General features: G+C 68.5%; 22 protein-coding genes. 12 read left to right on the top strand and 10 right to left on the bottom strand.

Translation table 11 applies throughout. The features are described from left to right. The first annotated feature begins 14 nt into the window (after positions 1–14). From MA876_RS08485 to MA876_RS08470, 4 genes are all read left to right on the top strand, one after another. A complete protein-coding gene (locus tag MA876_RS08485; RefSeq protein WP_248147756.1) occupies positions 15–560 on the top strand; it encodes a hypothetical protein in 546 nt (181 codons plus the stop codon). A 128-nt stretch (positions 561–688) separates the two neighbouring features. Beyond that, positions 689–1,330 (top strand): hypothetical protein, encoded by a 642-nt coding sequence (locus MA876_RS08480; protein ID WP_248147753.1) that lies wholly within the window; start codon positions 689–691, stop codon positions 1,328–1,330. A gap of 241 nt (positions 1,331–1,571) precedes the next feature. Beyond that, the gene (locus MA876_RS08475) at positions 1,572–2,498 is read left to right on the top strand and encodes a 5'-3' exonuclease (RefSeq protein WP_248147752.1); all 927 of its coding nucleotides are present in this window, start codon (positions 1,572–1,574) and stop codon (positions 2,496–2,498) included. Positions 2,499–2,634: 136 nt separating this feature from the next. After that, entirely contained in the window at positions 2,635–4,131 is a 1,497-nt protein-coding gene (locus MA876_RS08470; protein ID WP_248147751.1) for an HNH endonuclease, read from the top strand. A 978-nt stretch (positions 4,132–5,109) separates the two neighbouring features. On the opposite strand, the gene MA876_RS08460 is transcribed toward MA876_RS08470, so the two are convergent. Further along, positions 5,110–5,691 (bottom strand): hypothetical protein, encoded by a 582-nt coding sequence (locus MA876_RS08460; RefSeq protein WP_248147750.1) that lies wholly within the window; start codon positions 5,689–5,691, stop codon positions 5,110–5,112. Here MA876_RS08460 and MA876_RS08455 point away from each other — a divergent pair. The 3 genes from MA876_RS08455 (at position 5,659) to MA876_RS08445 (ending at position 7,329) form a co-directional block, all read left to right on the top strand. Next, on the top strand, positions 5,659–6,261 hold the full coding sequence (locus tag MA876_RS08455; protein ID WP_248147749.1) for a sensor histidine kinase: 603 nt from the start codon (positions 5,659–5,661) through the stop codon (positions 6,259–6,261). The genes MA876_RS08460 and MA876_RS08455 overlap by 33 nt on opposite strands. Continuing rightward, positions 6,258–6,926: a response regulator transcription factor gene (locus MA876_RS08450; protein ID WP_248147748.1), complete on the top strand. Its 669-nt coding sequence runs from the start codon at positions 6,258–6,260 to the stop codon at positions 6,924–6,926. The genes MA876_RS08455 and MA876_RS08450 overlap by 4 nt, the downstream gene beginning before the upstream one ends. A gap of 118 nt (positions 6,927–7,044) precedes the next feature. Further along, the gene (locus MA876_RS08445) at positions 7,045–7,329 is read left to right on the top strand and encodes an SHOCT domain-containing protein (protein ID WP_248147747.1); all 285 of its coding nucleotides are present in this window, start codon (positions 7,045–7,047) and stop codon (positions 7,327–7,329) included. Here MA876_RS08445 and MA876_RS08440 read toward each other — a convergent pair. From MA876_RS08440 to trpD, 3 genes are all read right to left on the bottom strand, one after another. Further along, entirely contained in the window at positions 7,326–8,321 is a 996-nt protein-coding gene (locus MA876_RS08440) for a PHP domain-containing protein (RefSeq protein WP_248147746.1), read from the bottom strand. The two genes, MA876_RS08445 and MA876_RS08440, sit on opposite strands and share 4 nt — an antisense overlap. A 9-nt stretch (positions 8,322–8,330) precedes the next feature. After that, positions 8,331–8,828: an aromatic ring-opening dioxygenase LigA gene (locus tag MA876_RS08435; protein ID WP_248147745.1), complete on the bottom strand. Its 498-nt coding sequence runs from the start codon at positions 8,826–8,828 to the stop codon at positions 8,331–8,333. A gap of 104 nt (positions 8,829–8,932) precedes the next feature. Continuing rightward, the gene (trpD, locus tag MA876_RS08430) at positions 8,933–9,994 is read right to left on the bottom strand and encodes an anthranilate phosphoribosyltransferase (RefSeq protein ID WP_248147744.1); all 1,062 of its coding nucleotides are present in this window, start codon (positions 9,992–9,994) and stop codon (positions 8,933–8,935) included. Between the two features lie 147 nt (positions 9,995–10,141). On the opposite strand from trpD, the gene ctaE reads away from it, so the two are divergent. From ctaE to MA876_RS08405, 5 genes are all read left to right on the top strand, one after another. After that, positions 10,142–10,786, top strand: coding sequence for an aa3-type cytochrome oxidase subunit III (gene ctaE / locus MA876_RS08425; protein WP_248147743.1), 645 nt, complete (start codon positions 10,142–10,144; stop codon positions 10,784–10,786). 20 nt (positions 10,787–10,806) lie between these two features. Further along, positions 10,807–11,607, top strand: coding sequence for a cytochrome bc1 complex diheme cytochrome c subunit (gene qcrC / locus MA876_RS08420; RefSeq protein WP_248147742.1), 801 nt, complete (start codon positions 10,807–10,809; stop codon positions 11,605–11,607). Positions 11,608–11,643: 36 nt separating this feature from the next. Further along, positions 11,644–12,723 carry a cytochrome bc1 complex Rieske iron-sulfur subunit gene (gene qcrA / locus MA876_RS08415; RefSeq protein ID WP_248147740.1) on the top strand — a complete coding sequence of 360 codons (1,080 nt, stop codon included), beginning with the start codon at positions 11,644–11,646 and terminating at the stop codon, positions 12,721–12,723. Then, positions 12,720–14,561, top strand: a complete 1,842-nt coding sequence (qcrB, locus tag MA876_RS08410; protein WP_248147738.1) for a cytochrome bc1 complex cytochrome b subunit — start codon at positions 12,720–12,722, stop codon at positions 14,559–14,561. Before qcrA ends, qcrB begins: the two co-directional genes overlap by 4 nt. Before the next feature lie 74 nt (positions 14,562–14,635). Further along, positions 14,636–15,043 (top strand): rhodanese-like domain-containing protein, encoded by a 408-nt coding sequence (locus MA876_RS08405; protein ID WP_248147736.1) that lies wholly within the window; start codon positions 14,636–14,638, stop codon positions 15,041–15,043. A gap of 3 nt (positions 15,044–15,046) precedes the next feature. On the opposite strand, the gene MA876_RS08400 is transcribed toward MA876_RS08405, so the two are convergent. The 6 genes from MA876_RS08400 to MA876_RS08375 all read right to left on the bottom strand — a co-directional run bounded on the left by MA876_RS08400 (position 15,047) and on the right by MA876_RS08375 (position 20,945). Next, positions 15,047–15,835 (bottom strand): PP2C family protein-serine/threonine phosphatase, encoded by a 789-nt coding sequence (locus tag MA876_RS08400; protein ID WP_248147734.1) that lies wholly within the window; start codon positions 15,833–15,835, stop codon positions 15,047–15,049. Positions 15,836–15,839: 4 nt separating this feature from the next. Next, positions 15,840–16,304 carry a cytochrome c oxidase subunit 4 gene (locus MA876_RS08395; protein ID WP_248147732.1) on the bottom strand — a complete coding sequence of 155 codons (465 nt, stop codon included), beginning with the start codon at positions 16,302–16,304 and terminating at the stop codon, positions 15,840–15,842. Further along, positions 16,305–18,068, bottom strand: a complete 1,764-nt coding sequence (ctaD, locus tag MA876_RS08390; protein WP_248147730.1) for an aa3-type cytochrome oxidase subunit I — start codon at positions 18,066–18,068, stop codon at positions 16,305–16,307. Positions 18,069–18,070: 2 nt separating this feature from the next. After that, positions 18,071–18,958, bottom strand: coding sequence for an aa3-type cytochrome oxidase subunit II (gene ctaC, locus MA876_RS08385; protein ID WP_248147728.1), 888 nt, complete (start codon positions 18,956–18,958; stop codon positions 18,071–18,073). 159 nt (positions 18,959–19,117) lie between these two features. Then, complete coding sequence (erpA, locus tag MA876_RS08380) at positions 19,118–19,483, bottom strand: iron-sulfur cluster insertion protein ErpA (protein ID WP_248147726.1); 366 nt, start codon at positions 19,481–19,483, stop codon at positions 19,118–19,120. A 67-nt stretch (positions 19,484–19,550) separates the two neighbouring features. Then, positions 19,551–20,945 carry a dipeptidase gene (locus tag MA876_RS08375; RefSeq protein WP_248147724.1) on the bottom strand — a complete coding sequence of 465 codons (1,395 nt, stop codon included), beginning with the start codon at positions 20,943–20,945 and terminating at the stop codon, positions 19,551–19,553. Positions 20,946–20,961: the final 16 nt, after the last annotated feature.

Here is a 20,961-nt window from a genome sequence, read left to right as displayed (position 1 = left end):
TTACGGTTGTCGGCGTGAAGTTCCGGATGCTGTGGTCTCTCGCCGTTTTGTCGCTCGCGGCGTCTGCACTCGTGGGGTGCAGCGCGGCTGCCGATTCCGTGCCGTCTTCGTCGCCGACCATCGCGACGTTCGCGACGGAGGAAGAGGCGTTCGCCGCGGCGGAAGAGACGTATCGGGCGTATGTGGATGCGTTGAACCAGGTCGATCTGGCCGACCCGAGCACTTTCGAGGCCGTGTATGCCTGGACTACCGGGGAATTGAATGCGAGCGATCGTGGGACGTTCTCCGAGCTCCACGCAGAGGGATACGCCCTGCGAGGTAAGAGCACCATCACGGCCATCGACTTCAGTCGCGCGACGCTCCGACCGCTCGAGCTGACCGCGGACGTGTGCTTGCTCTCTGAGGGAGTAGACATCATCGATGCCTCGGGCAGGTCAGTACTGCCACCCGATCGGGCCACCCTCCAATCGATCCAGGTCAGCTTCGCTCCATCTAAGTCATCGGAGACCGCGCTCATCATCGACTTCGTGGAGCCGGGGAAAGCCGGTGCAGAGTGCTAGCGACGTTGTTGACTCTTGCGCTTGCGCTGAGCGTCTCGTCGTCCACTCACGCCGCCGAGCCCTGCAGCGCAGTCCAGGTGTCATCCGGCCTCTGTGCGAGCACCACCAACGGCGGCGATCACGTCGACGTGACAGGTTCGACCTCGACTCCGGGGGCGGGGCCCGACGCCGGCTCGGAATCCGGATCGAACGGGCCCGGCATCCCCAGCCCGCGTCCGATTCCCGGCCGCGACACGTGCGACGACCAGCTCGACAACCGCTGCGGCTACGCGGTCGGCGCGCTCCCCACGGTCTACGCCGAGGACCTCGTCTCGTTCCGCCCGGCAGCACCGAGCATTGCAACGGAGCCCGCCGGGCTCGGGGTGGCGGGGCTTCCGACGAATCTCGTGGCCGCGGCATCCGTCCAGCACATCTCCGGCGACCTGCTCGGCTTCCCGGTGACCGTGCGGTTCGTGCCGGCGGGCTTCGTCTTCGACTACGGCGACGGTGCGACGCAGCGTTCGGCGAGCGGAGGCGTCACGTGGGCACGTCTGGGGGCCGCGCAGTTCACGCCGACCGCGACGAGCCATGCCTACCGCGAACACGGCACCTACGCGGCATCCGTGCGCGTGCTGTACGACGCGGCAGTCGACTTCGGCACGGGGAACTGGCGCCCGGTCATCGGTCAGGTCACGGCATCCACGTCTGGCCACAGCATCCGGATCTTCGAGGCGCGCACAGCGCTCGTGCTGGCGTCGTGCGCCGAGAATCCGCGCGGTCCCGGCTGCTGATCAGTCCGCACCCGCGCGCAGGGGCGAGCCGACGACGTCGAACCGCGTGCCGCCCATGTCGCCCGTAAACTGCGGCGACGACCGCCGCGTGACCGAAATTCGCGCCCCCACTTTCCGGGCCGGCGAAGTGAGGGGCGCAATCTGCTGCACGAGCGCTCCATGACCGCGGATCGCGACCCCCGGTCGAGGATGGCGCTACAGCGCCGCGAAACGCGTCGGCCAGCCCTGCCAGACTGTCGTCATGGCCGACCGTCTCATGCTCCTCGACAGCGCCTCGCTGTACTTCCGCGCGTTCTACGGCGTGCCCGACACCGTGCGCGCCCCCGACGGACGACCTGTCAACGCCGTCCGCGGGTTCCTCGACATCATCGCGAAGCTCGTGACGATGTACGAGCCGACGCATCTCGTCGCGTGCTGGGACGACGACTGGCGGCCGCAGTGGCGCGTCGACCTCATCCCGACCTACAAGACGCACCGCGTCGCCGAGGTCGTCGCGGGCGGCCCCGACGTCGAAGAAGTGCCCGACCCCCTCGAGATCCAGATCCCGGTCATCCGCGAAGCGCTCGCGGCCGCGGGCATCGTGATCGTCGGCGCAGCCGAGCACGAGGCGGACGACGTCATCGGAACCCTCGCGACGACCGCGACGATGCCCGTCGACGTCGTGACGGGCGACCGTGATCTGTTCCAGCTCATCGACGACGCGCGTGACGTGCGGGTCGTCTACACGGCGCGCGGCATGAGCAACCTCGAGGTGCTGACGGATGCCTCGGTCGTCGCCAAGTACGGCGTCCTGCCGAGCCAGTACGCCGACTTCGCGACGCTGCGCGGAGACTCGTCCGACGGACTCCCGGGCGTCGCGGGCATCGGAGAGAAGACCGCCGCCGGCCTGCTGGCCGCGCACGGCGATCTCGCCGGCATCCTCTCCGCCGCAGAGACGGGTGAGGGCATGTCGGCCGGCGTCCGCGCGAAGCTCGACGCCGGCCGCCCCTACCTCGCCGTCGCACCGACCGTCGTGGCGGTCGTACGCGATCTGGATCTGCCGACGGTGGACTCCCGCCTTCATCCCCTCACCGAGGATCAGAAGACGGATGCCGCGGCCCTCGCCGAGAAGTGGGCCCTCGGCGCCTCGATGACGCGACTGGTCGAGGCTCTCGACTCCGTCGGCTGAACCGCGGACTGTCTGAGGATTCCTCTTTTCCGCGAGCTTGACAAGTCTCGAATTTATGTACTAGTCTCTAGGTACGCGAAGTGCCCGTCGCGCCGATCGATTCGCTCGTTGACCGAGCCTCGAACCTGGAGCCGCAATGGGCGCAAGCAGTACCCCTCCGCCGCCGCAGTGGTCGGCGTTGAGCGACCTCGTCGATGACGTGGTCGAGGTGCGCTCCTCGATCGCCGCTCTGCAGGCTCGAGAGGCTCGACTCCTCGCTTCAGCCGCCGACCTCGTCACCAACCGATCCGACGAGCTTCGTCGCGAAGGCCGCCGCTCTCGAGCCGATCTGCCGCTGCGCGAAGTCAGCGCCGAGCTCGGCACAGCGATGCGGGTCAGCGATCGCGCGATCCAGGGGCGCATCGGCGACGCGTGGACGCTCGTCACCCGCTTCCCGGCGACCCTGCATGCGTGGGAGAGCGGTCGCGTGGACTCCGCACACGTGTCGGCGATCCTCGACGCGGGCGCGGGAATCGTCGATGACGACCGCCGGGCACACTTCGAACAGGAGATCCTGCGCATCGCCGACACCGAATCCGCACCGCGCCTGCGCGCGATCGCCCGTGCGATTGTCGCCAAGATCGACCCCGAAGGCGTGCAGGACCGGATGACGGATGCCGAGGCCCGCCACATGGTGCGGGTCACGGATCGGGGCGATGGCATGGCGCGTCTGACCGCCGATATGAGTGCTCCGCTCGCCCACGGCATCGTCGACCGCCTCACGCAGATGGCCCGTGCGGTCAAGGATCGCCCTCCCCTTGCCGACGTGTCGGACGCGGATCGGTGCGAGGATTCGTCTTCCCCGAATGCGCGCGGGCCTGCTGACGTGCACACCGAAGCCGGATGCCCGACCGACGCACCCCCGGACGACGAGGCGTCGTCAGCGGACTCTCTCGGACGTCTGGAAGTCGTCACCGGAGCGCGATCCGTGACCGGTGGACCTCCCGCGCCAGCCGATCAGACGCCTGACTCGCGAACGATGGACCAGCTGCGCCTCGACATCCTGTGCGACACCCTGCTCGGCGGTTCGCCGGTCGCGCACGGTGACGGTCTCGCCGCAATCGCGGCCAGGGTTCAGGTGACGATTCCCGCCCTGGCGCTCGCAGGACGCGACGCCGGTCCGGCGATCATCGCGGGCTCCACGCCCATCGACCTCGCATCGGCACGACGCCTGGCCGGACACGCGCCGGGCTGGGACCGCGTACTGACCGACCCATTCACGGGGGACGTCCTCGCTGTGGATCGCTACCGACCCAACCCCGCGATCGTGCGCTTCCTCGCAGCCCGAGACGAGCACTGCCGGTTCCCCGGCTGCCGCCGACCCGCGCACCGTTGCGACATCGACCACACTGTCGACGCAGCGCGCGGCGGCGCTACGACGGACTGCAACCTCGCGCACTTCTGCCGACGCCATCACACCCTCAAACACGAGTCGGCCTGGACGGTCCGCCAGGTGGGCGGCGGCGTCCTCGAGTGGACGAGTCCGACCCGGCGCATCTACATCGACCGACCCCCGCCTACGGTGAGGTTCGTTCCGAGCTCCGGCCACGGGAAGGCGACTCCGGGCACGGAAGACGACCCACCGCCGTTCTGATCGATCCGTTCTTATCGATCAGCTCTGTCGAGCCGTACGGTCAACCCATCAGGTTTGACCGCGTGAACGTGGCCGTGATCCCACGCGCGCAACGGCCCCGATCGCGTAGCCGCGCGCCACCGTTCCGACCGGCCCGCCGCGCGCCGCGCCGAACCGCACCGCCGCGCGCCACGCCCGATGGCACTCGAACGATCGTTCCGGGCAGCTCATCATCCGCCTGCGGAGGAGGGTTCGAACGCTCCACCTCCGCGCGTCTGATTTCACTCGCCCGCTTCCTGCCGGCACCGCCAGATCCGGTCGGCGCGCCAGGCAGCCCAGGGCATCGTGGCGGCACGCGGCGGCCACCGCGCTCACACGCGAGAGCCGCCGGGCGCACCGCGCGCGGCGCACGCCATCCACTGCGGGCACAGCGCACCGACCACGCCGTGACGACACCGAAGGTCCACGTCACGCCGAAGCGATCGGTGAGCATCCCGAACCGGGCACTCCACGCCGACGCCGCCAAGGGTTCGACGACCGTCGCCCCCTCCGACAGACCGTTCCACAAGGTCGTCACGTCGTCGAGTGTCTCGCCCGATACCGACACGAAGAAACGGCTGATCTGTGAACGTCATCCCGTTCTCACGTCGAGCCGACCCCGCCCCTACGGAACCACTCGGGGATGAGCCCGGGACGTCGTACGCCATGATCCGGAACCCGTTCTGCGCGACCAGAAGTCCGAACACCACCCCCGACGCGCCCGGCGCCTCCGACGGCATCCCGAGTTCCTGATATGTCGTGATGGCGAGATGGCCGCCGAGAACCGATCGTTAGTGCTCGAGCGCAGCACAGGCATTGCCCGCGCTCGTCGAGGCGTTCGCGACCCTCGCAGCGCGCACCGCGCGGACGCGCCTACTCCCGCGGGAGTAGGCGCGAGCACTCCCCGGCTCAGACGACGCTCAGCGAACCCGGGCGTAGGCTCGTCCGCATGTCGGGGCCCTACGCGATCGAGAGCGAGCCCCGATTCCGACCGCCGCCCGGGCTCACGCTGTACCTCCCGGTCGCCCTCGCCTTCCTGATCCAGGTCGGCGGAACCGTCGCGATCGCGGCGTGGACCCGCACGCCCCCCGCCGCGGCGTCCGCGAGTCTCGCGCTGGCCGCGGCATCCGCCCTCGCCCTTCTCGCCGCGCGCCGATTCCCGGGGCCGACGGTCGCCGTCGTCGCCGCGCTCACCGCCCTGGACCTGTTCGTCGCCCCCGAAGCCGGGCCGCCCTTCGTCGCCCTCGCCTTCGCCATCGTCGGAGCCGTCGTGCGCGGCGCGCGCCTCTGGGCCCTCATCTCGGTCGGCAGCGCCTGGCTCGCCACGATCGTCGCCGCGGGCGCGATCGGGATGACGTGGCATCCGTTCCGCGTCGCCCTCACGACGCTGGGTCTGGCGCTCTGCTTCGCGATCGGCGAGGGAATCCGGGCCGCCGCGAGCACGGGGCGGAGCGACGCGCACAGCTCGCCGAGCGGCGCCGCGTCGCCGAGCAGGAGGAGCGCGCCCGCATGGCTCGCGAGCTGCACGACGTGCTCGCGCATTCGCTCAGCCAGATCGCGGTGCAGTCGGGCGTCGGTCTGCACCTGTTCGACCGCGAGCCGGAGCGTGCGCGCGAGGCCCTCGCGAGCATCCGCAGCCTCAGTGCGACCGGTCTCGACGAAGTGCGCGGCGTGCTGTCCTTCCTGCGTGGTGATACGGCGGGCGCGCCCGCGACCGCGCCGCTCACGCCGCAGCCGCAGCTCGCCGAGCTTCCTGCGCTCGTGGCCCAGCGCACGGGACTCGGGCTGACGGTGACACTCGACGACCGCCTCGCGGACGAGCGCCCGCGGGGTGCCGTGCAGACGGCCGCCTACCGCATCGCGCAGGAGGCGCTCACGAACGTCGTGCGACACTCCGCAGCTACCCGCGCGAACGTCGTGGTCGACCACCGCGACGACGCGCTCGTCCTCTCGGTGACGGACGACGGCACCGGCGTGCACGGCGGCGAGGGCGCCGGCATCCGCGGAATGCGCGAACGCGCCGAGCTCGCCGGCGGCGACCTCGCCGTCACGCCGGGCACACCGAACGGCACCGTGGTGACGGCCCGGATCCCGTGGGACGGCGCAGCGTGATCCGGGTCGCGCTCGCGGACGACCACCAGCTCGTGCGGGCCGGATTCCGCGCGCTCCTCGACTCGGAGCCCGACATCGAGGTCGTGGCCGAGGCATCCGGAGGCGAAGAGCTCCTGCGGATCCTGCGGACGACGCCCGTCGACGTGGCGATGATCGACATCAGGATGCCGGACGGCGACGGTCTGTGGACGACCGAGCAGATCGCGGCCGACCCCGCGCTCGCCCGCACCAGGGTCGTGATCGTCACGACCTTCGAGCTCGACGAGTACGTCGCGCGGGCGATCCGCGCCGGTGCGAGCGGCTTCCTCGTGAAGGACACCGAGCCCGTCGACCTCATCCGCGCCGTGCGCGTCGTCGCGGCGGGCGACGCGCTGCTCTCGCCGGGCATCACGCGACGACTCCTCGAACGCGCGGCGACCGGAATGCGCGATGCGCCCGATCCGCACCTCCTGAAGACGCTCACCGAACGCGAGGTCGACGTGCTCCGCCTTGTCGCAGAGGGGCTCACGAACGACGAGATCGCCCAGCGGCTGTTCCTCTCGCCGCTGACCGCGAAGACCCACGTTTCCCGCGTCATGCAGAAGCTCCACGCGCGCGATCGCGCCGCCCTCGTCGTCATCGGCTACGAGGCCGGCCTCGTCACCCCGGGGTGGCGCGCCGACTGACCTCGTACTCCACCGGGAGCAGAGCGATTCACGCCGACGGGCGGATTCCGGGATGCCGCGGGTCGGGTGGACTGGTGATGCGCTCGGCGACCGCCGGGGCACACCGAGAGGAAAGCCCATGTCCGACGTTCTCACCGCCGTCGCCCTTCACCCGCACGGCCCCTGGGGCTGGGGTCCGGGACCCGGCCTGTGGTTCCTGCTCATCCCGCTGTTCTGGATCGCCGTCGTCGCCCTGCTGTTCGCGATCTTCGGCCGCCGCTGGCGTCACGCGGCCGCCGAGCGGCGCCGGACGCCGGGTCGTCGGGCCGAGAGCACGCTCGCCGAGCGGTTCGCGCAGGGCGACATCGACGAGGTCGAGTACCGCGCGCGGCTCGAAGTGCTGCGCGCGAACGCGCCGTCCTAGCGGGGACGGCGCGTCCACTCCCGCAGTCGGTCGAGCGGCCACGTCGTGACGATCCGCTCGGCCGGTACCCCCGCCCGCTCCGCCCGCTCGGCGCCGTAGTCCAGCAGCGACAACTGCCCGGGCGCGTGCGCATCGGAGTCGATCGAGAACAGGCATCCCTCGCCCAGCGCGATCGCGATCAGATCGTCGGGGGGATCCTGACGCTCGGGTCGCGAATTGATCTCGACCGCCACTCCGTGCTCGGCGCAGGCGGCGAAGACCGGCCGCGCGTCGAACGTCGACGGCGGGCGCGTCCCCCGCGAACCCTCGACGAGGCGGCCCGTCACGTGGCCGAGCACGTCGACCCGCGGGTTCGACACGGCCTTCACGAGCCGCCGCGTCATCGGCCCGCGCTCCATGCGGAGCTTGGAATGCGCGGAGGCCACGACGATGTCGAGCTCGTCCAGCAGATCCGGATCCTGGTCGAGCTCGCCGTGGTCCAGGATGTCGACCTCGATGCCCGACAGGAGCGTGAATCCGTCGCCGCTCATGTCCGCGACGACCTTCAGCTGCGCGCGCAGTCGCTCCGCCGACAGGCCGTTCGCGACGCGTAGCCGCGGGGAATGGTCGGTCAGAGCGAGGTACTCGTGCCCGAGCGCACGGGCTGCATCGACCATCAGATCGATCGAGGTCAGGCCGTCCGACCAGTCGCTGTGCGCGTGGAGGTCGCCCCGCAGCAGGCCACGCAGGGTCGACGAGCGCTGCACCCCGGCCCGCTCCCGCAAGTCCGCAAGATAGCCCGGCACCTCGCCCGAGAGCGCCTGCTGGATGACGGCGAACGTCGAATCGCCGATGCCCTTGCGACGGCGGAGGGATGCGGCATCCCGCACCTCCGCGTCACTCAGCCCTTCGATCGCATCGGCCGCTGCACGGAACGCCTTCGACTTGTAGCGCGACGAACGCTCACGTTCGAGCAGCGTCGCGATCTCGGAGAGCGCCTCGTGCGGGTCCATCCCCGCAGGTTACGCGTCGGCGAGGCGCGCGCGCTTGACGACGACCGGCGCACTCGCGAGGCGGTGCAGCGCCCAGCCGAAGAGGATCGACAGGATGCCCATCCCCATCGCGAAGAAGGCGACGCCGAACGACACGACCGACGTGAAGAGGGAAGCGCGCAGGAACGAGGCGTTCATGAGCGTCGCCCGCACCGGGTCCTCCATCGGCAGCTCCGCGTAGGTCTTGCCGTCCGACAGCGCGAGCGCGTGATGCTGGATGATGTCGGCCTGCACATACGCCGTGAACGGCCCCTGCACGATCTGGCCCTGGAACGCCATCGCGTCGTCGGGGATCGTGATGTTCTCGGCCCGCAGCTGCGACGACACCATGATCCACACGACGATGCCGCCCACGATCAGCACGATGCCGGCGAGGATGCCGAGGATCCCCACGACCTTGACGGCCCCGAGAGAGCGTGCAGGCGGCTCGACGGCGGCTGCGGTGTCTGAAGCGGTGATGTCGGTCATGGCGTCCTCCTCGCGGAACGGGAACCTGTCACCGTCACGCTATCGGCGCGCCCGACACGAGCGGAAGGGCGCCGCGCCGTGCAAAACGCGCCCGATCACGGGCGTCAGCGCGACAGTTCCCGCGTCACGGCCACCCACTGGTCGAGTGTGCGCTGCGCGCGACCGTCGTCGATGGATGCCGCGGCATCCGCCATCGCCCCCGCGAGCCGCTCGACGATGGGCCGCTGGACCTGCGCGGCGTCCCGGAACAGCCGATAGGCGACGATCCCTGCTGCCGCGTTGAGCAGCACGATGTCGCGCACGGGCCCGGTCTCGCCGCCGATCACGCGGCGCACCACGTCGGCGTTGTGCGCAGGGTCACCGCCCAGCAGATCGTCGATGTCGGCGAGCGGGATGCCGAGGTCGCGCGGGTCCAGGTCGTGTTCGTGGATGTCGCCGCGACTGACCTCCCAGATGCGGCTGTGGCCCGTCGTCGTGAGCTCGTCGAGGCCGTCGTCGCCGCGGAAGACGAGCGCCGTCGCGCCGCGCGTGCGGAAGACGCCCGTGATGAGGGGCACGCGATCGAGCTGGGCGACGCCCACCGCGTTGGCCTCGGCGCGCGCGGGGTTGCACAGGGGGCCGAGGAAGTTGAACACGGTCGGCACACCCAGTTCGCTCCGCGTCGGACCCGCGTGCTTGAACCCGGGATGGAAGGCGGACGCGAACACGAACGCGATGCCCGCGCGCGAGAGCGTCTCGGCGACCGATTCGGGCGTGAGGGTCAGGTCGATCCCGAGAGCGCCCAGCACGTCGGACGACCCCGACGACGAGCTCGCGGCGCGGTTCCCGTGCTTGACGACGGGGACGCCGGAGGATGCCGCGACGATCGCCGCCATGGTCGAGACGTTGACGGTGCCGAAGCGATCGCCGCCCGTGCCGACGATGTCGAGCACCCCGGCATCCACCGGAAGCGGGACCGCCGCCTCGAGGATCGCGTCGCGGAATCCGACGATCTCGTCGACGGTCTCGCCCTTCGCGCGCAGCGCGACGAGGAACCCGCCGATCTGCGACGGCGTGGCTTCGCCCGCCATGATCCGGCGCATCGCCCAGGTCGATTCCGAGACGCTCAAATCGCGCCCTTCGAGCAGGTTCGTGAGCACATCGGGCCAGGAGAACAGATCCGCCATGTCACCAGAGCCTAGCCGCGGGCGCCGTACAGCCCGCGCCGAGCCGACGCACGGCGGATTCTCGGCCATCTCTTAGGCATGCCTAAGTTCGCATCAACCCAAATCGATACCCGCCGATGCGAAAATCGCGCCGCGGTATCGGCAATAATGGGGAGCGTGACGACCACCTCAGCGACCTACTCTCAGGCGATGCGGTCCGTGAAGCGACCGGATCCGGTCGCTGTCGGAACCATCGTGTGGCTCGGCAGCGAGGTGATGTTCTTCGCGGGCCTGTTCGCGATCTACTTCACCCTTCGCAGCACCTCCCCCGGCCTGTGGGCCGAAGAGACGCAGCTGCTCAACGTCCCTTATGCGCTGGTCAACACGATCATCCTCGTGCTGTCGTCCGTGACCTGCCAGATGGGCGTCTTCGCGGCCGAGCGCTTCCAGCCCTACACCGTGAAGTCGAACCGGTTCTGGCACCGCTGGGGCATGGTCGAGTGGTTCTGGCTGACCTTCGCGCTCGGCGCGATCTTCGTGTCCGGCCAGGTGTGGGAATACGCCCAGCTCGTCTACGAAGGCATGCCGATCTCGGCCAACGCGTACGCCTCGGCCTTCTACATCACGACGGGCTTCCACGCCCTGCACGTGACGGGCGGCCTCATCGCCTTCCTGCTCGTCATCGGCCGCGCCTACGCGGTGAAGAACTTCGGGCGCAAAGAGATGACCTCGTCGATCGTGGTCTCGTACTACTGGCACTTCGTGGATGTCGTCTGGATCGCCCTGTTCCTCGTCATCTACTTCCTGAAATAAGAGTGGAGCTGAACCCCCACATGGCACGACACAAGACGCGCCGCCAGGCCGGCCGCCGCAGTCCCTGGGCTGCCGCCGCGCTCATCGGCATCGGTCTTCTGCTCACCGGCGGCATCTACGCCGGCGCCTCTGCGGCGGTCGCCGCCACGAGCGACACCCAGGTCGCCTCGGCCCTCTCGGTCGAAGACGGCAAGAAGCTGTTCCAGGCCAACTGCGCCACCTGCCACGGTCTCGATCTGCAGGGCACCGAGAGCGGCCCGTCGCTCTACGGCGTCGGCGAGCTCGCGGTCGAGTTCCAGGTCGCTACCGGTCGCATGCCGCTGCAGATGCAGGGGCCTCAGGCTCCGCAGAAGCCGGTGCAGTTCACCGAAGAGCAGATCAAGGCGATGGCCGCCTACGTGCAGTCGATGGCGCCCGGCCCGACCTATCCGTCCGAAGAGACGATCGACGGCGAGGGCGATGTCGCACGCGGCGCGGAGCTCTTCCGCATCAACTGCGCCATGTGCCACAACGTCGCCGCCGCGGGTGGTGCGCTCACCGAGGGCAAGTACGCCCCCGGCCTGCAGAACACGAGCGCACTGCACATGTACGCCGCGATGGTCACCGGCCCGCAGAACATGCCGGTCTTCAACGACATGAACCTCACGACGGAAGACAAGCGCGACATCATCTCCGCGCTGCTCTTCCTCCAAGAGAACGAATCACCGGGCGGCTTCTCGCTCGGCTCGCTCGGCCCCGTCTCCGAGGGCCTCTTCATCTGGATCTTCGGCATCGGCGCATTGATCGCCATCACCGTGTGGATCACGGCGAAGTCCAACTGACGAACGATACGAAACACAGCACGAACGAGGAGCAGCATGGCACACGAGGATGACGCGCTCGAGCACGAGAGGGCTTCTTGGAAGCCCTCCCCCGGGCTCGCCGTCGCGGTCACCGACCCGGTGCACAACCCGGAGCTGCCGCCGCACCGCGCGCGGATGACCGACAAGGACCCGGCGGCGATGAAGACCGCCGTCCGCACCGTCTACACGCTCTTCTACCTCTCGGTCGCCGCGTCGATCTGGGCCGTCGCGGCCTACATGATCTTCCCGATCGAGAGCGGCCGGATCGTCGACATCCGCAACAACAACCTCTTCGTCGGACTCGGCATCGCTCTCGCTCTGCTCGCCATCGGCATCGGCGCCATCCACTGGTCCAAGGCCGTCATGTCCGACAAGGAGTTCATCGAGCCCCGGCACGCGACACGCGGTCGTGACACGACCCGTGCGGCTGCCGTCCAGGCGTTCGCGGACGCCAACGAGGAGTCCGGGTTCGGGCGCCGCACGATGATCCGCAACTCGCTCATCGCGGCGGTCGCGGCATCCATCGTCCCCGGCATCGCGCTCTTCCGCGGTCTCGCGCCGCAGGACACCCCCGAGCACCCCAACGGCGGCAACCCGGTCTACCTCCTCAGCCACACGATGTGGAAGAAGGGGATGCGACTCGCGCACGACCCCGAGGGCACGCCGATCCGCGCCGCCGACATCACGCTCGGCTCCGCCGTGCACGTCATCCCCGAGCCGCTCGCCGAGCTCAGCCACCACGACGGCTACCTCGAAGAGAAGGCGAAGGCGATCGTCCTGCTCATGCGCCTTCTCCCCGAGCAGCTCAACCCCGAGACGAACAAGCTCGACTGGACGTACGACGGCATCGTCGCCTACTCGAAGGTCTGCACGCACGTCGGCTGCCCCGTCGCGCTGTACGAGCAGCAGACCCACCACCTGCTGTGCCCGTGTCACCAGTCGCAGTTCGACGTGGCCAACGGCGCCGCGGTGATCTTCGGCCCGGCTGCGCGCGCGCTGCCGCAGCTGCCCATCGAAGTCGACGACGAGGGCTACCTCGTGGCCATGAGCGACTTCACCGAACCCGTCGGCCCGAGCTTCTGGGAGCGTCATTGAGTACCGCCACTGTCTCTGAAGAGCACGGGACCGACACGACGTCGCAGCCGGAGAAGCCGCTGGGGGGACGATTCGTCGCCGCCACGGCCAACTACATCGACGAGCGAACGAGCCTCTCGGGTTTCGTCAAGGAGCTCGGCCGCAAGATCTTCCCCGACCACTGGTCGTTCATGCTCGGTGAGATCGCGCTGTGGGCCTTCGTGGTCGTGCTGCTGTCGGGTACGTTCCTGACGTTCTTCTTCCAGGCCTCGATGGTCGAGACGCACTACACGGGGTCCTACCTCCCGATGCGCGGTCTCGAGATGTCGGCGGCGCTCGACTCGACCCTGCGGATCTCGTTCGACATCCGCGGCGGTCTGCTCGTGCGGCAGATCCACCACTGGGCTGCTCTCGTGTTCGTCGCCGGCATCGGCGTGCACATGCTCCGCGTGTTCTTCACGGGCGCCTTCCGCAAGCCTCGTGAGCTCAACTGGGTCATCGGCTTCATCCTCTTCATCCTCGCGATGGGCGAAGGGTTCACGGGCTACTCGCTCCCCGACGACCTGCTCTCGGGCAACGGCCTGCGCATCATCGACGGCATGGTCAAGGGCATCCCGCTCATCGGCACGTGGACCTCGTTCCTGCTCTTCGGCGGCGAGTTCCCCGGCACGCAGATCGTCGGACGCCTCTACACGCTGCACATCCTGCTGCTGCCGGCGATCCTCGTCGGCCTCCTGGTACTGCACCTCATGCTCATGGTCATCAACAAGCACACGCAGTTCGGCGGCCCCGCCCGCACGAACAGCAATGTCGTGGGCTACCCGATGATGCCCGTGTACATGACCAAGATGGGCGGCTTCCTGTTCATCACGTTCGGCGTGATCGTGCTCATCGCCTCGCTGTTCACGATCAACCCGATCTGGAACTACGGCCCGTACGACCCGTCGCCCGTCTCGGCCGGTACGCAGCCCGACTGGTACATCGGCTTCGCCGACGGCGCCCTGCGACTCGTGCCCCCGCATCTCGAGAGCGTCTTCCTCGGTCACACGTGGTCGTGGAACATCCTGATCCCGCTCGGCGTGATCGGCGTCTTCATCGTGCTCGTCCTGATCTACCCCTTCATCGAGGCGTGGGTCACGGGCGACAAGCGCGAGCACCACATCGCACAGCGCCCCCGCAACGCGGCGACCCGCACGGCGATCGGCGCGGCCGGCGTCACGTTCTACGCGGTGCTGTGGGCCGCGGCATCCTCCGACATCATCGCGACGCACTTCTGGCTCACGATGGAAGGGGTCATCCACACCCTCCAGGCGCTGCTCATCATCGGGCCGATCATCGCCTACTTCGTCACGAAGCGCATCTGCATCGCGCTCCAGAAGAAGGACCGCGAGATCGCGCTGCACGGCTACGAATCGGGTCGCATCGTCCGACTTCCGGGCGGCGAGTACATCGAGGTGCACCAGCCGGTCGACGAGTACGAGCGCTGGAAGCTCGTGGGCTTCGAGACGTACGAGCCGCTGGTCGTGCGCCCGAACTCGCGCGGTCGCATCCCGTGGCACGAGAACGTGCGTGCCGTCGTCTCGCGCTGGTTCTTCGAAGACCGCCTGATCCCGGTCACGCAGGCCGAGGTCGATGCGGCACTCGCCCACCAGCATCACGAGCTCGAGCACATCGCGCACGAGGAAGACGCCGAGATCCAGGGCGCCCACGAGCGCGCCGGTGTTCCGGATGCCCCGCACGTGCCGATCGACGATGGTGTGCACTCCGAGACCGCCGTGCGGCCCTCGAACGTCATCGTGCCCGAGCCCGAGCCCGGCACGAAGCCTCCTCGCAACAAGGAGAAGGACGGCGGCTCGTAAGGGCGGCAGGAATCGAACTGAGAGTGGCGCTCCCCGAATCGGGGGGCGCCACTTTCGTGTCCTACCGTGGAGCCATGACCGATGCGATCACGTACTTCTCCGCAAAGCTCGCTCTCGAGACCGACGCCTCCGACGTCTACGCTGCGCAGAAGAGCGGTGACGAGTTCGTGCTCGTCGACGTGCGAGGGATGGATGCCTGGACGCAGGGCCGCATCGTCGGCGCCGTGCACATCCCTCACCAGGAGATCGCCGCACGAGCGCCCGTCGAACTCGATCCCGCGGTGCCGGTCGTCGTCTACTGCTGGAGCCCCGGCTGCAACGGCGGCGCGAAGGGCGCCCTCGCGTTCGCGAAGCTCGGCTATCAGGTACGCGAGATGATCGGCGGATACGAGTACTGGGTACGCGAGGGTCAGCCGACCGAGAACGACGAGGGTCCCCTCCCCCGCGTCTTCGACTCACAGGTCATGGTCGTCAGGCCGTAACACCTACGCTGAAGCGCTCCCCAGTTCCTCCGTGAATCGATTCGCGGCGCTCCCGTAGAAGACGGGCCGTTCAGGATGCGGTGGACCCTCCACGACGTCACAGACGAGGACGGTGACGTTGTCGCGCGTCCCTGCCTCGAGCGCGAGGTTGACGGCAGCGCGTGCCGCCTCGCTCGGCGTTCCACGTTCGAGGAGCCCTGCGACGTCGGGCTCGGGGACGTAGTCCGTCAGCCCATCGCTGCACAGCATCCATCGATCCCCGACGCGCGCCTCGCGGGTCGCGACGCTCGACTGGTCGGCCTCGCCGCCGGCGAAGGAGGACATGATGATGTTGCGCTGCGGGTGAGACTGAGCGGCCTCGGGAGCGACGAGACCGCGGTCGACGAGCGCCTGCACGTACGAGTCGTCCCGCGTCTCACGACGCAGTCCACCGTGGCGCAGAAGGTAGGCGCGCGAGTCGCCGGCGTGCGCGAGCAGCAGATCACCCTCGCTGCCTACGAAGATTCCCGTGAAGGTGGTCGCCATTCCGCGCAGGGAGCCGTCTCGTTCGACACGAGCCCGGAGGTCCCAGTTCGCGATCCGTAGCATCTCAGCGAGCTGCTCGGCATCCAGACCCGGAGCAGAACCCGCTACCAGACGGTGCAGGAGCGTCGCTGACGCAAGATCGCCCGACGGCCCACCACCGACACCGTCGGCGACCCCAGCGCCCCAGGGCGCCGTGAATGCGGCGTCCTGATTCACCGTGCGATGCGCACCGACATCCGAAGCGCCACCGACGTCGAGGCGGATCACGGGATCAGCGCGCGAAATAGCCCCGGTAGTACTCGTAGACCCAGCCGACGATCGCCACGACGAAGATCGCGAGACCGATCGGGAACATCCAGACGCCGACAGCCAGACCGAGGATGCCGACCGCTGCCGAAGCCGCGAGGACGATGGGCCACCACGACCACGGGCTGAACTCGCCCGCCTCGGGGTCGCCGTCGTCGATGTCGGCCGTCAGGATGTCTTCGGGCAGCTCACCACGCTGGGCCTTGTGCACGCGCCCGATGTAGAACGCGATGAACGCCGCCATGAGTGTCACGAAGAGCAGCGCGACGGTGCCGACCCACTCGGTCGAAAGCGTGAAGACCTCCCACCCGCTGACGTCGGGCGCCGCGTGTGTGTCCCAGTGCGCGAGCACGTTCCAGATCGTGTAGACCACGAACATCAGGAAGAAGAATGCGCTCAGCAGCCACCAGAGGCCGGTATTGGTCTTCACTTACTTGACCTCTCGCGTCTCGGCGTCCACAACGGGGGCATCGGGGGCATCCTTCGCCGGGCCCACGCCCACGGGCACGCCCGCTTCGGGGTGGTTGAGATCGAATGCGGGGCGCTCGCTGCGGATGCGCGGAATCGACGTGAAGTTGTGGCGCGGCGGCGGGCACGACGTCGCCCACTCGAGCGATGCGCCGTAGCCCCACGGGTCGTTGACCGTGACCTTCGGCGCCTTGCGTGCCGTGATCCAGACGTTGAAGAGGAACGGGATCATCGAGGCACCGAGCAGGATCGCGCCGATCGTCGAGATCTGGTTCTGCCACGTGAAGTTGTCGGCCGCCGAGTAGTCGGCGTAGCGACGCACCATGCCCTCGACGCCCAGCCAGTGCTGGATGAGGAACGTCATGTGGAAGCCGATGAACAGCATCCAGAAGTGCACCATGCCGAGGCGCTCGTTGAGCATGCGCCCCGTCCACTTGGGCCACCAGAAGTAGAAGCCGGCGAACATCGCGAACACGACGGTGCCGAACACCACGTAGTGGAAGTGGGCGACGACGAAGTACGAGTCGGAGAGGTGGAAGTCCAACGGCGGCGAGGCGAGGATGACGCCCGTCAGACCACCGAACACGAACGAGACCAGGAAGCCGAGGGCGAACACCATCGGCGTCTCGAAGGTCACCGACCCTCGCCAGAGGGTTCCGATCCAGTTGAAGATCTTCACACCCGTCGGCACCGCGATGAGCATCGTCATGAGGGCGAAGAACGGCAGGAGCACAGCACCCGTGACGTACATGTGGTGCGCCCACACCGCGACGGACAGCGCCGCGATCGCGATGGTCGCGTACACGAGCGTCTTGTAGCCGAAGATCGGCTTGCGGCTGAAGACCGGGAAGATCTCGGACACGATGCCGAAGAATGGCAGCGCGATGATGTAGACCTCGGGGTGGCCGAAGAACCAGAAGAGGTGCTGCCAGAGGAGCACACCGCCGTTGGCGGGGTCGTAGATGTGGGCGCCCAGCACGCGGTCCGCGGCGGCGGCGAGGATGGCTGCGGCGAGGACGGGGAAGGCCATCAGCACGAGGATGCTCGTGATGAGCGTGTTCCACGTGAAGATCGGCATGCGCCACATCGTCATGCCCGGCGCGCGCATCGTGATGATCGTCGTGATGAAGTTCACCGCGCCGAGGATCGTGCCGAAACCGCTCATGCCGAGGCCGAGCATCCAGAGATTTCCTCCCACGCCCGGTGAGAACGTCGCGCTGGCGAGAGGTTGATACGCGAACCAGCCGAACGCCGCGGCGCCCTGCGGCGTGAGGAAGCCGGCGACGGCGATCGTCGAGCCGAAGAGGAAGAGCCAGAACGCGAAGGCGTTCAGTCGCGGGAACGCGACATCGGGGGCACCGATCTGCAGCGGCATGATGACGTTGGCGAACCCGGCGAACAGCGGCGTCGCGAACATCAGCAGCATGATCGTGCCGTGCATCGTGAACAGCTGGTTGTACTGCTCCTTGGTGGGGATGATCTGCATCCCGGGCTCGAAGAGCTCGGCCCGGATGATGAGGGCCATCACGCCGCCGAGCATGAAGAAGATCACCGAGGCGATGAGGTACATGTACCCGATCGTCTTGTGGTCGGTGGAGGTGATCCACTTGACGACGATGTTGCCCTTCTGCTCGACCCGCGAGGAGCTGAGCAGAGCGGCCTGGCGCGGCGGCAGCGTCGTGGGGCGGCCGTTGGCCGGCTCGTTGAGGGGAAGTGTCGTCGCCATGATCAGTGCTCTCCCTCGGACGTTTCGCCGTCCGTTCCGGGCAGGTTCCCCAGCCTGTCGTATTCGTCGTTGATGTCGCCCGTCTGACCGGCGGCACGCAGCGAGTCGAGGTACTGGTCGTACTCCTCGGCGCTGACGACCTTGACGTTGAACAGCATCATCGAGTGGTACTCGCCGCAGAGCTCGGCGCACTTGCCGGCGTACTCGCCCTCGCGGGTCGGCGTGAACGACCAGTAGTTGTCACGCCCGAGGTACATGTCCTTCTTGTACAGGAAGTCGATGATCCAGAAGGAGTGGATGACGTCGCGCGACTGCAGCTTGATCTTCACCGTCTCGCCCACCGGGAGGTAGAGCGTCGGAAGCTTGCTGACGATGTTGCCCGCGTCGTCGGTCTCGGCCTGGACGCCCATCGACCAGACGGTGTCCTCTTCGGAGTCGCCGTCGTACTGGAAGTCCCACGCCCACTGCTTGCCGATCGCGGTGATCGACACGTCGGGATCCTCGGTCTGCGTCTCGAGGATCGTCTGGTCGCGTGCCGTGAAGGCGAAGAAGCCGATGACCAGGATGAGCGGCACGATCGTGTAGAAGATCTCGATCGGCATGTTGTAGCGCAGCTGCACCGGCAGGCCGCTCTGACCGCGACGACGGCGGTAGGCGATCGCCGCCCAGCCCATGAGGCCCCACGTGATGACACCGACGGCCAGCAGCACGATCCAGGAGTTGACCCACAGGCCCGACACCATGCCGGTGTGATTGGTGGTGTTGGGCTCGTCAGCCAGGAAGCCGGGCAGATAGCCGTTCAGCTCGGTCGGGGTGCACCCCGCCAGTACGACTGCCGTTGCGATCCCGACGGGGAGAACGGCCCAGCGGAAGCGGCGTTTCGAGGGCACGGATGCACCTTTCCGGATCGCGAACAGGACTCTCGTCAGTCTAGAGCAAGCATCCAGCGGATTCAGGCCATCCGCTCAGGTTGTCGCGTCGTTTCGGACAGGAAAAGACCGGGCCCGGCGCTCGAAACGAGCGGCCGGACCCGGTCTGAAGTTCTCGGCTCAGTGGAAGCTGTCGCCGCACGCGCAGCTGCCCGCTGCGTTGGGATTGTCGATCGTGAAACCCTGCTCGGAGATCGTGTCCTTGAAGTCGATCGAGGCGCCGTCGAGGTACGGCACGCTCATGTCGTCCACGATGACCTCGACGCCGTCGAAGTCGACGGCCTGGTCGCCGTCGAGGAAGCGCTCGTCGAAGTACAGCTGGTAGATCAGGCCGCTGCATCCGCCCGGCTGCACCGCGACGCGCAGACGCAGATCATCGCGGCCCTCCTGCTCGAGGAGGTTTCGCACCTTGCGCGCGGCGGCCTCGGTGAGCGAGACGCCGTGGGCGGGAGCCGCGACCTCGGTCGCGAGTGTCGTGTCGGTCATGTGGTTCCTCCGGTGGAAGAGCGACGGGATGCCTCGATTCTACGCCGGGATCCTGGCAAAGGGCCGGTCACAGAGTCCTCGCGTCGAGTTTCTCGAGCAGGAGCGCCTCGGCGATCAGGGCGTGACGGAACGTCTCGACGTGCAGGGACTCGTTCGGGCTGTGCGCCTTGGCGTGCGGGTCCTCGACCCCCGTCACGAGGATCTGCGCCGAGGGGAACTCGCGCACGAGGTCGGAGATGAACGGGATCGACCCGCCGACGCCGAGGTCGAGGGATGCCGCGCCGTAGCCCTCCGCGAGGGCTTCGCGTGCCGTCTCGACGGCCCAGCCGCTCGTGTCGACGAGGAACCCGTCGCCGAGGTCGAGGTCGATGATCTCGACCTGGGCGCCGAACGGCGCGTGGGCGCGGACGTGCCGCTCGAGGGCCTCGTACGCCTCGCGCGCGGGCTGCCCGGGAGCGATCCGCGCGCTCAGCACGACCGAGATCTCGGGGCTCAGCGTGTTCGAGGCGTTGACGACGCTCGGCGCATCGATGCCCGTGACCGTGATGGAGGGCTGATTCCAGATGCGGTCCAGGATGCTGCCGTGCCCGATCGGCTCGACACCGGCGGGCAGGCCCGCCTCGTCGCGCAGGGTCTCCTCGGAGTACTCGGGGGTCGCGGCATCCCGCGACGTCATCCCCTCGACCGCGACCGAGCCGTCCTGCGCCCACAGTGTCGCCAGGAGCGTGATCGTGGCCATCATGGCGTCGGGCGCGGCGCCGCCGAACATGCCGGAGTGCGAGGCGTGGTCGAGCGTGCGCACACGCAGGGTGAAGCGCACATTGCCGCGCAGCGACACCGTGAGCCCCGGGGTCTTGTCGTCCCAGTTGCCGGAGTCCGCCACGACGATGACGTCGGCGCGCAGCGCGTCGGCGTTGTCCGACAGGAACTGTGCGAACGAGCGCGAGCCCGCCTCCTCCTCGCCCTCGATGAAGAGCGCGACGCCGAGGTCGAAGTCCTCCCCCAACGCCTCCTTCAGGGCGCGCAGGGCGCCGATGTGGGCCATGACGCCGGCCTTGTCATCGGCGGCGCCGCGCCCGAAGATGCGACCGTCGCGCACCGTGGGCTCGAACGGCGGCGACTCCCACAGCGCGTCGTCGCCCGTGGGTTGGACATCGTGGTGGGCGTAGAGCAGGATCGTCGGCCGACCGTTGCGCGCCGCGCGCGACGCGAGGACGGCGGGCATGCCGCGCTCGTCCGTGCCCGGGATCGCCGCGTCGCGGATCTCGACGCTGTCGAAGATGCCGAGGCCTTCGGCGAGGGATGCCACTGCCTCTGCGCTGCGGCGGACGTCGGCCGGGTCGAAGCCCGGGAACGCGATGGACGGGATGCGCACGAGGGTGCCGAGATCGGCGAGGGCGGCGGGGACCGCGGCGGCCGCGGCATCCCGCACTGCCTGGGGACGAGAGAGCTCAGTGGTCATGCGGGTAATCTTAAGG

The sequence above is a fragment of the Microbacterium aoyamense genome (assembly GCF_023155855.1).
In the GTDB taxonomy this organism is placed as follows: domain Bacteria; phylum Actinomycetota; class Actinomycetes; order Actinomycetales; family Microbacteriaceae; genus Microbacterium; species Microbacterium aoyamense.
Note: the sequence above shows the minus strand (reverse complement) of the source record. Positions and strands in the feature narration are given on the sequence as shown.